Origin of the sequence: Catellatospora sp. NPDC049133, from assembly GCF_040648455.1 — a bacterium.
GTDB lineage: Bacteria > Actinomycetota > Actinomycetes > Mycobacteriales > Micromonosporaceae > Catellatospora > Catellatospora aurea.
Window position 1 is genome coordinate 228668 of the sequence record NZ_JBEZDT010000009.1, and the last position, 14710, is coordinate 243377.

Here is a 14710-nt window from a genome sequence, read left to right on the forward strand (position 1 = left end):
GCGAAGTCGAGCAGCTTGGGCAGCACGGGCAGCAGGGGCGGTGGCAGCAGCGGCGGCACGGTGCGCCCGACGGCGGCGAGCACGTCGTACGGGCGGATGGTGGCCGGGCCGGGGGTGCCGGCGGCGACTGCCCGGAATGCGGCGATGCGCCTCGGCCGTGTTGCGTCCGACGACGGGGTCGACCTGGTCCAGGCCGAGGTCGGTCTTGTACCGGGTGACGGCCGCTCCGGTGGCAGGCCCGAAATCGCCGTCGACGTCGACGACGTAGCCGAGGTCGGTCAAAGCCTGCTGGATCCGTTTCACGGTGTCCGGCGGGTCGCCGCTGCCGTCGAAGATGCGGTGGCCGTCCAGGCAGCGCGTCAGCGCTTCGTCGCCGAAGAACCGGGGTGCGCGCAGCTCTGCCATGTCTGTGCTCCTCAGGGTGGGCGGGTCAGGGTGTGGGTGTGTCGCGGACGGTGGCGGTGTCGAAGGCGAGGCGGCTGGCGCCTTCGCCCCGGCCGACGCCGACGCGGCGGGCGATCCAGCGGGCGTAGCGGCCGTCGGCGCGGCGGGCCAGCACGGGCACCCGCCGGACGGTGACGCCTTCGCGCGGGATCTCCTCGTCGTGCAGGGTGAGCGGCTGCCCGGGCCGCAGCAGCACCCCGTGCGGTTCGGCCGGCGCGCTGCTGAGGGCGCCCTTGCGCAGTTCCAGGGAACCGTCGGTGCGGCGTACCGGCACGAGCGGGATCCAGTTGCCGGGCACCGGTGTCTGCAGCAGGTAGTCCAGTTCGGCGTCCGGTTCGCCGCCCGGCGCGGGCGGCGGTGGCGGGGGTTCGTCGGCGCGGTTGCGGGGCTGGCCGCTCGGGCCGCGGACGGTGCGTTCCACGGCCCAGGCCAGGTTCGCGACCTCATCGCGCAGGTAGCCGACCTCTTCCAGGGCCGGGCCGTCCAGCACCGACGGCGCGGCGGGCGGCACCAGCAGGCCGGGCAGTCCGTCGACTTCGAACAGCTGGAACCGGCCGCCCTCGTCGGCGCGGTCCACCTCGTACTCGTCGCCGAAGGTGGTGGTGTAGGCGAGCCGGTCGATGACTGTCAGCGACCCGAAGGGCACCTCGACGGGCACGACGAGCCAGTCCTGGCTGTACACGAGCGCGAACTCGGCCAGTGCGAGCCGGGCCAGGTCGTGGGGTCTGGCTTCCAGCGCGCCGAGGTTGATCCGCCCGTCCTCGAACTGCCAGTAGCGGTCGGCGGGCATCCCGGCGAAGCGCAGCGGGGTGGCCCACACCGGCCGGGCGGTCGTCGTCGTGCCGCCGGTGCCAGGGGTGGAGGCGACGTGGGTGAAGTGGTACCAGTCGGCACGCCCGCCGGGAAATGCCGGTGCGGTGAGCAGGTGCGGGCCTGCGGCCAGGTCGAAGACGTACTCCAGGCGAGGGCTGACCCAGCAGTCGGGCTCGTCGGCGCCGCGGTACCAGCGCAGCCATTCGGCGGCGGCGTCGCGCGCCCCGGCGGGCAGCCACGGCGCAGTGGCGTCGAGGGCCGTGGCGATGCGTTCGGCATCGGGTATCCGGTCGCCGAACAGCTCCCACAGCTGCGTGGCCGGCTCGTCGAACGGGTCCGCGCCGGGCGCGGCCATGGCGCAGGCGGCCAGTACGTCGGCCGCCAGGGCAGGGTCGGCGAACCCGGCGTCGGCGAGCGCGGTCAGGAACTGCGCGCCTGCGCTGAAGCGCCGCCGCATCCCGGGTTCGGTGCGGGGTTCGCTTTCGACGGCGGCTTCGAGCAGGTCGTCTGGTTCCAGTGGCCGCAAGTGCGGTTCGCCGGGTGGACGCCAGCCGTCGACCCGGTTCGAGGTCCAGGTGACCTGGACCGACACGGGGCTGCCCGCGTCCTCGCCGCGGAACTCGCCGAGCTGCCACTGCCGGGCCAGCAGCCATGCCGGGTCGTGCACGCGGGCCTGCAGCCCGGGCGCGGGGTCGCCGGACACCGACTGCGGTTCGAGCCTGGTCCAGGCGGGCGAGTCGCTGAGGAAGACCTCGGCGAACTGTTCGGGCACCGGGTTGACGCGGGCGCCGAAGGCTTCGTTCATGGCGCAGGCTCCTCAGTCGCCGACGAAGGGGACGGGGTTGTCCAGGGGCTGTGCGGCGAGCTGTTTGAAGTCCAGGACCCGTTCGCCGGCCAGGGAGAAGGCCGGGAACATCAGCGCGGGCAGGACCCGGCCGAGCCAGGAGCTGAACTCCAGGGTGGTGGCGCGCAACCGGGCCAGGTCGAGGGTCTGGGTGAGGGTGGCGGCCAGCAGGTCGGCGGTCCAGTCGGTGTCGGTCGGCGGCACCGCGAGCAGGATCGCCTGTGGGGCGCGGGCGGCGGGCGCGTCGGCGTGTACGGCGACGCCGCTGGTCAGCAGTTGCCGGCCGTCGGCGCGGCGGCGGGGCACGACCTCCACCCATTCATCGACGAGCAGTCCCGCGACCGCCGCGCCTTCGGTGACCTCGTCGTCGGCGTCGACGACCAGGCAGGTGGCGGGTTTGTCGGGCGGTGGGCTGCCGTCGCCGAAGGGCAGGCCGAGCCAGTGCGCGGCGTCGGCGGCCCGGTGCTGCCCTGCGGCCGCGCCGCCGAACTGGGCGACCCGCAGCCGGTACGCGGTGGCGGCCGCGTCGGCGTGCAGGAGCGTGTCGGTGTGGCGGGCCACGGCCGTGCGTACCGTGGCGGCGTCGTGCAGGAACCGGCCGAGTTGCGAGCGGTCCGCGGCGACCGCGCCGAGCCGCCGGGCGAACGGGTCGCCGACGCCGAGCGGCATCCGTGGCACGAGGCGGGGCAGCAGCCGGAAGTCGGCTCCGAAGATCGACTGGGCGACGGCGGGCCAGTCGGGGCGCAGCTGCTCGGCCTTTTGGGCTCGGCGCTGCGCGACCGCCTTGGCCGCGGGCAGGTCGGCTGGGTCTATGCCGAACCTGGCCAGCGTCAGGGCCGGCGGCTCGCCGTCGTCCTGGTTGTCGTCGGCGGCGGCCCGCAGTGTGGCCAGCGCGGCGTTGATCCGGGCCGAGAGGTCAGCGGTGTCGACGGTATGCGACGCGTCTGCGCCGGAAGCGGCCAGGTCCAGCGGTTGCAGCGGCCGGGACGCGACCAGCAGCCGCCGCAGCGAATCGGCCCGTGCGACGAGCCGCCGCAGCGGACCAGCCCATGCCGTGTCGGCCTCGGGCCGTTGTGCACCTGGTGCCCGCGCGGGTGCAGCCGCAGTCCGAGGTCCGTCGCCCGACAGCGCGGTCCGCAGGGTGTCGCCGAGGTCGGGCCGCGCCGCCCGCAGCAGCCGGTGCAGCCGCGCGGGGTCACCGGACGCGTAGACCAGATCTGATGCGGACAGTCCCGCCTGCTCCAGACCGACCCCGGGGGCGACCTCGATCCCGGTCGCCGGGCCGAGTCTGGTCCGCAGCCAGCGCTCCAGCCACGGCTCCGCGGCCGCGAGCGGGCCCTCCGACGCCCAACCCGTCTCCGATGCGGTCGCGGGGCCGCCGGCCAGCACGAGCAGCCGGTGGGTCAGCGCGACCCCGAGGGTCGGGGTGCGGGCGAACTCCGGCTCGGGCGGCGGCACGTCGGCGCCGGCGGCGGCGTCGAGGTTCGCCGCGGCGCGGGCGGTGCCGCCGGACACCATCTGGTGCACGCTTTCGGCCAGCATCAGGTCCGCGGCGGCGTCGTGCGCGGCGGCCGCGTCGTCGAGGACCGCCGCGACGCGCGCGAGCTCGTCGTCGGACACCGTCCACGGCTCGGTGAGGTACGGGTTGTCGGGTGTGCGCATCAGTGCGGCGCGGACCTGGTCGCGGGACAGGTCGAGCAGGCGTACGCCGTCGAGGATGCCGGCGCGGGTCACCGCGTCCGATGCCCTAGCGCCGTCGGGGGTGTCGGCTGCGAGTGGGGCGGCGCCGCGCAGCGACAGTACGAACCGGCCGAGCCCGCCCTCGTGCAGCGCCCGCTCGACCCGGTAGCCGAGCACCGCGCCCAGCGGCTGGCCCTGCCGGACGCCGTCGAGCAGTTGCAGCCCGGTCCGGATCCGTTCACCGGACAGGTCGACGGCGAAGGCCTGCCCTCGGTGGGCGAGGTTCGCGCTGCGCAGCACCCCGGCGGTGGCGGCCTGGGCCAGGCTGGGCGCGTGCACATACCCGCCGCGCGGCGGCCGGGGGGCGCCCGGGCCGGGCAGTTCGTCGACCCAGCCGTAGGCGCCCAGGGTCAGTCCCGTGGCCGCCCGGGCTCGCAGGCCGCGCAGCCGGACCGTGGACAGCGACGTCAGCCACGCGTCAAGGCGGTGCGAGCAGCAGTCCAGGGCTTGCGCGACAGCGATGCGGCGCTGTTCCAGTGGTGCTGCGACGAGTTCCAGCAGGGCCTGCTCGAACCGTGACGTGTGGAACAGCGCCCGGCACCAGGCCTGCAGGGCCGCGACGAGCAGCGCGTCGCTGCCGCGGGCCCTGCCCTCGGCCAGCAGCGAGGTCCGCAGCGCGGCGAACGGCTGGTACTGCGCGAGCGTGCCCGGCCCGGCGTGGCCGAACCTGGCGGCGAGCCGGTCGGCGACCGAGCGCAGCAGGTCCACGTCGGGCTGTGCTGTGCCCAGGACGTGTTCGACGTCGGCGGCCAGTGCGGGTTCGAGCGCGGCGACGGCCGCCGGGAGGTCGCCGCCGGTGGCGTGGCGGAGGGTCCGGCTCTCGGCCTCGTGTCCCATCTCGATCAGCGCCTGCAGCACCGTGGTGATCCGGCGGTCCTGCCCGGCGACCAGGCTTCGGGCGAACCGCTGGTCGCCGTCGTCGCCGTCGGCGACCAGCGGCAGCAGCAGCGGCCGGGTGACCGAACCGAAGCTGACGTAGCCCAGGCGGCCGAAGTTGAGCCCGTACTCGGCGGCCAGCGCGTCGCGCAACGCGATCTCCTGGGAGTACTGGGGCAGGTCGCCGCCGAGCGGGTCGTAGATCGTCATGGCGGCGATGAGTTCGTCGAGGTCGGGCAGCCCGGCGCGCATCCGTACGCCGAGCATGGTCGGGGCGGTGCCGAGCACGTCGAGCAGGTTCGTGGCCGCGGTCGGGGCGTCGGAGGTCGCCGCGAGCGTGCCGCGGGCCTTGTCCAGGGTCCGCTGCAGGCCGGGCATCGTCCCGCTGACCTCGGCCGGTCCGCCGGTGGCCACGACCGGCAGCACGCCGTAGGGCTGGTTGCCGATGCGCAGCGCGGGCAGCGGACCGCCGCCGCGTACGTCGCGCTCGAACGTGTCGCGCAGCGCGGACCTGGTGTCTTCGCCCAGGGTCGGCCCGGTCGGGGTCGGCATGGTCGCCGTGTCGAGGTAGGAGTCCCAGGACGCGGGCCAGATCGTGACGTGCGCGGCGCGGGCCAGCCGCTCGCCGGTCCGGTCGGCGCCGTCGAGTCCGGCGAGCACCGCCGGGTCGATGCCGAGCGCGGCGCTGAGCCGGGGCCCGTCCGCGTCGGACGGTGGCGCAGTCAGGTTCTCCGCTGGTGGTGACGGGGGCCGGCGGTGGTGCCAGGTGGAGCGGTCGTGTTCGGTGTTGTTGGTCGGTGTGCCGGGTGCGAGGAACTCCACACCACCGGTGACCCGGTGCGCGGTGAGCAGCGACTCCAGTTCGGCGCGGCCGTCGTCGCCGCGTACGCCGAACACGAGCAGCCGGAACGGCCCGCTGTGCCCGTCGACCGGGACGGTGAACGCCATCCCGGCGGCCTCCGCGGCCGCGTGGTCGACCGTCCACTCGGCACCTTCGGGCACCCGCAGACCGGACGCCGCCTCCACGAAGCCGCCATCGGGCCGGGCGCCCATCACCAGCGGGTTCACCACCGGGGTGCTGCCGCCGACACCGACCAGGTCACGGCCCTGGTAGAGCATGCCGACGAACCGGTCCGGCAGCGCGCGGGCCACCGGCGCGGGCCGCCGGCGGGTGGGGACGACCGGATCCGCCGTTTCCGGCGCGATGCCGGGGCCCGGCGGGGTCAGCGCGGTGGCGACCCAGGCCGCCCGGTCCGGGCGCACCGCCTGCTGCAGCACCGCGTACGCCTGCTCGACTGGCGTGCCGGCCCGCACCTGCTGCCAGTACGCGACCCCGGCGGCCCGCTCGGCGTCGTCGAGCCCGCGGTCGAGCCGGTCCACGTGCAGGTCGTCGGGATACACCCGCACGCGAAGGCCTGTGCCGTCGGCGGTGTAGCGCGTCTCCAGCCGGACCGGCAGCAGCACCAGCGGCCGGGCGTACGGGGCGGTCAGGTCGACCGCATCGGGCAGCGTCACGGGTCTCAGCTCCTGTCCAGGGCGGGTGCGATCAGGTCCCAGGCGTCGAACACGGCCCGGACGGGGTCCTGCAGCAGCAGGTGCGCGGTGTCGGCGGCGGTGCCGCCCCAGCCCAGCGCGGCCGGACCGGAATCGGGCGACGGTTGCAGGAAGGCCCCGCCGGCCAGCGTGAAGTGGTTCCAGGCCAGCTCGTCGCGCGACGCCGGGTCGGGGGCGTCGGCGCTGACGTCGAGGCCGAACCGGGGCGCCGTCGGGTGCTCGGCCAGCAGGAACCACCACCGCTGCGGGCCGCCTGCCGCGGCGCGCACCTGCTCGGCGGTGATCCGGAATCCGACCAGCAGCGTGTCGGGGACGCGGTGCTCGGCGAACACCACGGCCGCGACGTCGCCGCGGCCGCCGAACACGGGCCGGCCCGCGGCGTCGACGCCGTCGGACCGCAGCGCGGTCACCATCAGGTCCGGGTGGCGGCGGACCAGCTCACCGCGTACCACCAGGACCAGCATGTCGTCCAGGCCGCCGGTCAGGTGGCTGCCCAGCGGCCCGCCGGTGGCCGGGCCCGCGGTGAGCTCGTCGCCGTCGGCGGACCAGAACCGGCGGAAGCCGACCCCGCGCGGGTCGGCCGGGTAGCCGCGCCAGAGCAGCTCACGAGACATCTCGTGGTTGAGCCCGGTGAGGAACGCCTCGACGAACCGCGGGTTCGAGGCGACCACGGTCACCAGGTCCGGTTCGGGCACCCGGTCCAGCCCCGGCAGCAGCCAGCTCGCGTCGCTGTCGAGCAGCGCCTGGTACATGGGCCGTTCGAACACGGGCGTGGCCTGCACCGGCCGCACCATCCCGTCGTCGAACCAGCCCGCCGGCACCCAGTCGGGCAGCTCACCCAGCCGGTCGCGGACCCGCTGCGGCACCGTCACCGCGGGATCGAGCTGCGCGAGCAGGTGCCCTCGGTCGACGGCCAGCGGGTCGCGGACCGGGGTGCCGGGCCAGGTCAGCGACACCAGGTCGGCGAACAGGGCACGCAGGCGGGCCACGGCCTCCGGGCTCGGGGCGACCGTGGGCAGCGGCTGGTGGATACGCAGGTAGTTGTCGATGAAGTAGGACATGTCCTCGTCGAGGCCGCACAGGTCGGGCAGCTCGCCGCTGGGCAGGCGTTCGCGGCCCAGCCAGGCCAGGATCGCCTCCACGATGCGCTGGTCGGGTACGAACTGCGGCTCCTCGAAGCAGCCGTGGGCGAGCAGGTCCGCGCCCGGCTCGCCGAGACCGGGGCGCAGCAGCTCGGCCAGCACCGGGTCCTCCAGGTGCAGGCGCGCGGCCTCGGCCAGCTGGTCGTCGTCCAGGCAACCCAGTGCCAGCTCGGCCAGCAGCTCCTCGGGCGGCTGCCCGCCGGCCAGCAGTTCGAGCTGCTCGGGGGTGAACCCCAGTCCTTCGAGGATTTCGGCCTCGGTCCGGCCCGGCACCTTGACGCCGCCTGGCAGCTCGCCGCCTGGTAGTTCGCCGCCCAGGTCACCCCCGAATTCACCGCCTGGTTCACCGCCGAGATCGCCACCGAACTCCCCGCCTGGCACTCCCCCGAGGTCGCCGAGGTCGCCGACGAGGTCGGGGGCGAAACCGGGATCGTCGGCGGCCAGCTGCTCGTCGACCAGGTGGATCGGGCCCGGGTCGAACTCGCGCTCGATCAGCTCGGTAACCGGCTCCGGCACGGTGAGGTCGGTGCCGGTGCCCACCGGCACCGGGAGATCGGTCCCGGCCACCTCGGTCTGCGGGATCTCGACGACGACCTCGCCGATGACGCCGGTCCGGCCGGAACCGGCGAGTTCCACCGCCGCGGCCGCGTACGCCGCCAGATCCAGTTCCTCGTGCGCGGCGGCCACCAGCACCTGCGGGTCGTCCTTGGCCGCCTGGGTTAGCAGCGGCGGGTCGACGCAGACCCGGGCCAGGGCGGCCAGCTGGGCGGTGTCGAGCAGTGCGGGCAGCACGTCGCTGTCGGCGAGGATCGCCTGCGCCAGCGTCTGCGGTGTCAGCCCGCTGTCGGGCTCGGTCGCCTTGGCCGCCACCGCGGCCGGTTCCGGTCCCCGGCCGAGCAGGTCGGCGGTGTTCAGCAGGGTCTGCGCGGCCAGCCGGCCGGTGTCGCCGTCGGCGGCCTTGGCCAGCGCGCCGAGCGGGCCGAGCAGCGCGGCGGCCCGGTCGGGGTCGGCGGCCGGATCGGCGGGCAGCGCGGCCAGCACCACGTCGAGGTTGCGGCGGGCCGCCCACGCGTCGACCGCGAACTGCGGGTACACCTCCGGCTCGGACGCGGGCAGCGCGACCGCCGCGACGACCGCGTCGGTCACCGTGGGAGTCTGCTCGACCGCCTGCGCCAGGGCGAGCAGGTCTTCGGGTCCGGCCCCGGGCTGCCCGGTGGCCTGCTGCACGGCCGCGGGGCTGATGGCGGCCGCCGCTGCCGGGCTGACCCGGCTGAGCCACCCGTCGTCGTACGGCCGCTGGAAACCCCGTTGCAGCTGCTCCTCGGTCAGCGCGAGCTCTGCCCCGTACCGGCTGGTCACCCGGCGGAACACGGTGGTGGACACCGCGTCCGGCAGGGACGAGGCCGCCACGGACTCACGCAGCGTCCGGTCGTCGACGGCGTCGGCGCTCACCTCGCCGTGCACCGGGCGGGTCACCTGGAGCAGCTCACCCAGCGGCAGCGGGTCCAGATGGCGGCGGTACACGGAGGCGCCGGTGAAGCGGGCCAGCTGTGCGTGGCGCAGCATCGCGTTGACTCCGGCAAGGTCGCCGAGCTGGGTCCAGGCCGCCTGCATGAGCGCTTCCTGGTCGTGCTGGACGACCCGGCCGCCGAGCCCGGCCGCGATGCGGTGGTCCGGCCGCAGGTTGAGTTCGGCCAGCCAGTCGCCGTCGTCAGGGCTGATACGGCGGCGGCCGGTGTGCGCGCCGCCGTAGATCGGCGGGCCGACCAGCGGCAGCGGCGGGTCGTCCGGCGACGGGGCACGGTCGGCATGGTCGGCGGGCAGGTTGAGCCTGGCCCGCAGCTGCCCGGTCACCGCCGCCGGCCAACCTTCGGCGGCCGCGCTGCCCCACGGGGCGATCAGCGGCCCCGCGACGGGTTGCCGCCGTCCCGCGGCCACCTCCGCGTCCAGCCACGGCCGGGAGGTGTCGACCAGCCGTTCGATCTGCCATGCGGCGCGCAGCGGGCGCAGCCGGGCCGCGAGCGCCTCGAAGTCGCCCTCCGCGCCGGTGCTGAACCACCATGAGTGCAGCACGGGCAGGTCGGTCTCCTGGTCGTCGTCGCCCGGACGGCGAGTCCATGCGGGCCCGAGGCTCCACCCCGGCTTCTGCTGCTGCCCGAGCGCGGCTCGTGCGCCCGCGTCGGTCGCGGGCACCACACACGCGAGGTGGCCGCGGCCGGGGCGCAGCCGTCGCGGGCACATCAGCCGGGACAGGTTGACAGGCCGGTACGCCTCGGTCAGGCGGTCGGCGAGCGACGGCCCGCTATCGGGCGGGCCGAGGACCTGCCCGTGCGCGAACGCCCAAGCCCCGTCCAGGGGCTGCAGCTCCGACAGACGGGCACGCACGACAGGCACGAAACCGGGGCGTGACGGCTGCGGCCGGTAGCGGCCGTCCTCCAGCACGACCAGGGCCAGCCACGGGGCCAGCCGGGTCCCGGCCGCCTCGGGCGCGCGCGGGGTGAACAGCCACGGCAGGTCGGGGCGGTCGAACTCGACGTGGGCGAGGTAGTTCGGCTCTACGCCGACCGCGCCCGCGGCCGGATAGCGGCGCAGCACCTGGCGCTCGTCGATGGCGAGCACGTCACCGGGCCCGTACAGCTCCAGCCGGCGCGACACCTCGCCTGCGGCAGCGCCGTCGGCGAGGACCGGCACACTGACCTGCACGGTGGTGCGCAGCGCACCGGCCGCCGGGTCGCCCGCGGCGGCGGCCAGGCCGGTGCGGACGTGCGACAGGAACGTGTAGGACGCCAAAGCGACGTCGTCGGGGCTGAACGGGCCGGTCATCGCACATCCTCCTGGAGCCGCAGCGGGCGGCCCGCCACCTGGTAGGGGTCGGCCGCGACACGGCGGCGCCCGGCCGGACCGGCGGCCAGCACCTGGGCGGCCGGCGGGTGGACGTGCGCGCCGTCGTGGCGCAACGCGGCGAGGTCGGCCCGGTGCGGGTAGACGGTCTCCCAGCGGTACTCGGTGTGCCGCACTGGTCCATGGGGTGCGGCGTGGAAACCCTCGGCCGTGCTGCCGCACCGGTAGCGGGCGTACGCCGGGGTGGACAGCTTCTGGTCCTCCGTCAGTGCCAGGTACAGGCCCGGCGCGAACAGTTCGGTGACCGCCGCGACCTGCTGCGGGCGCATCCCGCCGACGACGGGCTCGCCGAGGGCGAGCAGGTGCTCGCGGACGGGGCGGCCGCCTAGGTGCGCGATGGGCACGTCCAGCGGGACGGCGCGCTGCCGGACCCCGACGCCGCCGAGCGGGTGCGCGAACACGGCGTCCGCGCCGGGGGCGGTGTCGCGCAGCACCACCAGGTCCTTCGCGGTGGTCGGGGGCAGCACCTGCCATGACGCGGGGTCGGCGAGTTCGTCGCGCAGCACCTGCAAAGGCGAGGCGAAGCCCGGCAGTTCGTCGGGTTTGGCGCCCCATACCAGCGGCCCGACCTCCAGGTCGATGTCGGGCAGGAACGCCAGTTCGAGGGTGGCTGTGCCGTGCGCGATCCACCTTCCCGGACCCTGCAGGTGCAGGGACAGCGCGATCCCGGCGAAGGTCTCCCCCAGCACGCTGACCGCGATGCCGGCCCGGATGTCGACCTCGAAGTGGAACGGAGCCCACTGCACGAGCGCGTCGAACGACAGGTGCCCGTGCGCGGCCGCGACTTCGAAGTCGATCGTCGCCTCGACCCGCGCGCCGAGCATGAACGCGTTGCCGGTCAGCGCGACGTACGCCTCGGCGCGCAGTGACAGCAGCGCCGGTGGGGAGATGTCCACGGCCAGCCGCCGCATGCCCGACAGCTCCGGCGGGGCCGGGTAACCGGGGTGGAAGCCGCCGGCGGAGATCGCGAACCGGGGCTGCGCGCCGTAGGAGAACAGCATGCCGAGGTCGCCGGACAGGCCGAAGCCGGCCAGCCGGGACCCGGCGAGGGAGACCAGGACCAGCGCGCGCTCGGGTGTGATCTCCCCGTACACGGCGGCGCGCAGGTCCACGATGGGCAGTGCCGGGCTGGGCACCGCCACGCGGAGTGCTCCCAGCAGCATCAGCTTCGGCGCGGGCAGCGCGACGACGATGCCGACCTTCGCGGTGAGGAACGAGACCGGGGTGCCCCAGCCGAGCTGGAACGCCGGGCCGACGGCCACCGCGCCGACACGGGCCGGGAAGACCCGCTCCAGCAGCGCGGTGTCGACGCGGTCGAGGTCGTCGGGGAACAGCAGCGCGTCGGCGGTGCCGTCGTGGATACCGGCGATCATCGCTTCGGAGGAGACGGTGCGCGCGACGGCGAGCAGACCCCCGACAGCGTCGAGGGTGAACCCGAAGCCGACCTGGACCGGTGCGGCGAACTCGGAGGAGAACAGCAGCACCAGCGAGAACCCGGGCTCGGTGCCGATCAGGCCGACGGCGGTGACCTGCACCGGCCCGATGGACAATGCGAGGGTGCCGCGGTAGCCGCTGTCGTGGCGGGCCAGGTGCCCACCGCCGCGGAGCACTGCCGCGTTCACCGCGAGTCCGGCCCCGTCGGGCAGGCGGGTCGCCGCGGTCAGCGGGGCGGCGGCCGTCGGATCCACGGCCAGCACCGCACCGGCCCCCAGGACAGTGACGGCGACAGGCCCGAGCGTGCCGGCGAGTTCGGCGGTGAGCTCGATGTCCCGGTCGGGCACGGCCAGAGTCAGGTCACGGAGCGCGACCGCGCTGCCGTCAACGGCCGCCGGCAGGCGTAGCCGCTGGTCCGTGCCCTCGCCGACGGTGACCCCGTGTTCGTTGCCGACGGCGACGGTCAGCCGGGTGGCGGCGTCGGCACCGCCGGCGGCGAGCGCTGCGATCAGCGGGTCGGCCGCCAGCCTCAGCACCGCGTCGGCGGAAAGCCGCACCGACAGCGCCGGGGCGGCCCAGTCGAAGCGGACGGTGAGTTCGGGGCGGTGCAGCGCGACGGGGCCCAGGTCGACGGTGCTGTCGGCGTGGGCGGAGGCGGCGAGCACCGTCCCGGACACCGTCCACTGCCACGCCGCGCCGAGCCCGAACTGCGCCGCCAGGCCGCCGCAGTCGCCCACGGCGTGGCGTACGGCGGCCGCCAACAACTGCTCGGCGGTGCCTGCCTGCGGTATGGCTACGGCAATGCGGCGGCAGGCGGCGGCCGCGTGACCCAGCGCGGCGGCGAGGTGGTGTACCGACTCGGCAGGTTCGCCACCGGCAGCGGCGAGTTCGGCGCGGGCCGCGGCCAGATCCTCGTCCACTTCGGACAGCAGTGCCGGTGTGGCGGCGGCACCCGGCGCGACCGTGTCCAGCAGCCCGCCGGCGGTGTGGGCGAGCAGGCGGGTGAGGCGATCCCGGGCGAACGCGACGACCGCAGGCAGCAACTCGACGGTCGACACGTCAGTTGCCTGCGGTCGCGGCGGACCGGCGGTCCGGGAGGGCGGCGCAGCCTTGCGGAGCCCCGTGGTCTGCGAACCCTGCGCTGCTCGGCATGGTGCTGCCTCCGTCCCGATCGGTGAGTTCGGATCGCTTCCCGATTCACCGTCCAAGGGGCGTGGGAGCGGCCTCAGATACATCAGGCGGCCCCGGAATCCGGACGGGGCCGCCCGTGCGCTCGAACGGCATGTGCGGGTGCATGGCCTGCACGTCAGGGGTGTCGGCGGCGTCGGCGTCATGCGGTGCGGTCGAGGTGGCTGACCGTTCACCGTGATCGGCGTTCACTCTTCATCCACACGTCGCGGTCATGAGGTGCCTGACGCGTGTCGGCGGCGCGTGTCGCCAGCTTGTGCATCGGCGACAACATCACCCGCTTCCGCCCGAACCGCCTGGCCTGCCATCAGACGCCGACGCACAGCCGAAACGCATCGCGCAAAGCGCGAACGGCCTGCGTCGGTGTCAACGGAGCGGTCATCGGCGAGCGGTGGTGTGTCGGTCCTTGGCTGATTCTGCAGCCTGTGTTCGGCCGTATCCCGGGCATCACGTTCCAGCGCATGATGGGTGAGCCGCGTTGGAGAAAGACCTTCGCCGGGCGGTTCGCCAAGGTGCCTTTCTGTGGGTGCTGGAGCAGGCGAGGTGTGGGCGGGCGATCCGGTGACCGCGCAAGACCGTGCGGTGCGCGGGGTGACGATCGCCCAGGCCTTCCGCGCGTACGCCGCTGAGCCGCTCTGGCCAGGTCGAGATGGACCTTGGCTCGCCACCCGACGGCGCCTCGGTGGATCGCACGTCGGTCGGTCCGAACGCGGTCCACTCAGGGAAGACAACGCGGCGCGCACGAGATGGCAGCGGTATGCTTCGGTGCCTCGAGGATCACTTGATCTCTTTGACGAAGCTTCGCTGCCGCCTGCTCAGATACTGACCCAAGCCTTCGAGATCGGGGAAGATTGTGCGCGCGTCGATGCCGGTCCGCTCCAGGCTGTCTAGCAGATCGGGTTTGGCGGCGCTCGGCACAACAAGCTTTTCCAACATCCTCGTCCCAGTGCGGGACTCAACGGCCCGTATATAATCCTCGTGATCCACGACCACTTCATCTCTCGCCTCGCCGAAGTAGACCGAGAAAAGCCCGGTCTGCGCAGCAATTCGCGTATTGCTGTTGTCGGCCGCCAGAAACGCCAGGATACCTGAGAGGTCAGGAATTCCACTTTGATCAAAACGGGGTCGCGCTGAAGGAGTGACGCCGGGCGGAAGGACTGGCTTGCTTACAGCCAGGCGGAATGGCAGGTCCAACTCGCCGACGAACTGCGCCAGGCGCTCCTTGCGATACCCGAGGCCATCGTGGATGCGTCCGATCCAGGGTGGCATAGGAAGCCGTGACGGCGTCGCACACCAGACGGCGCCATCCGTAGAAGGCGATGAAATGGCCGCAAAGTAGAGCGCTGTATAGGCGTTGGTAGTCCAATCGATCAAGCGAGTAGGACTTCCGTAATGTTGGGCGAGTATCAGGATGTCCCAGGCGGATTGGCTGGATCGGTGTGGTAATGACTTGTCGCTGAACTCCCTGAATAGGTCGCGCTCGCTGTCGGCGATGAATTGCCCCCAGTCCTCCGTGCAGGCCGGATCAACTCCGCGGTATATCGACGGCACCAATCCCCAGTTCGCGTCGGCTTGACCGCGGAAGACCATACGTTCGGTGCCAGGATTGTCAACATACTGCGCCAGGTGCGAGAGCTTCTCGATGATCATCGTCGAATACCCCAAATGTTGTAGTGGACACCGGCCGTGCTCATCCGCCCCTGGCCCGAGGGTGCTCTGCGAGCTGACGAGACATCATTCGCAGCGGCGTTCGGCGATGCTTCAGGATGGCCCG

General features: G+C 73.9%; 5 protein-coding genes and 1 pseudogene. All 6 read right to left on the reverse strand.

From position 1 onward, the window contains the following. Positions 1–159: 159 nt before the first annotated feature. Positions 160–405, reverse strand: a pseudogene (locus tag AB0B35_RS12980) (peptidoglycan-binding domain-containing protein); the annotation flags it as partial. Positions 406–430: 25 nt separating this feature from the next. Continuing rightward, the gene (locus AB0B35_RS12985) at positions 431–2062 is read right to left on the reverse strand and encodes a hypothetical protein (protein WP_361044395.1); all 1632 of its coding nucleotides are present in this window, start codon (positions 2060–2062) and stop codon (positions 431–433) included. A gap of 12 nt (positions 2063–2074) precedes the next feature. Then, entirely contained in the window at positions 2075–6232 is a 4158-nt protein-coding gene (locus tag AB0B35_RS12990) for a hypothetical protein (protein ID WP_361044397.1), read from the reverse strand. Positions 6233–6237: 5 nt separating this feature from the next. After that, positions 6238–10236, reverse strand: a complete 3999-nt coding sequence (locus AB0B35_RS12995) for a hypothetical protein (protein WP_361044399.1) — start codon at positions 10234–10236, stop codon at positions 6238–6240. After that, positions 10233–12806: a DUF6603 domain-containing protein gene (locus tag AB0B35_RS13000; RefSeq protein ID WP_361044401.1), complete on the reverse strand. Its 2574-nt coding sequence runs from the start codon at positions 12804–12806 to the stop codon at positions 10233–10235. Before AB0B35_RS13000 ends, AB0B35_RS12995 begins: the two co-directional genes overlap by 4 nt. Before the next feature lie 907 nt (positions 12807–13713). Next, complete coding sequence (locus AB0B35_RS13005) at positions 13714–14586, reverse strand: FRG domain-containing protein (RefSeq protein WP_361044403.1); 873 nt, start codon at positions 14584–14586, stop codon at positions 13714–13716. Between the last annotated feature and the right edge of the window lie 124 nt (positions 14587–14710).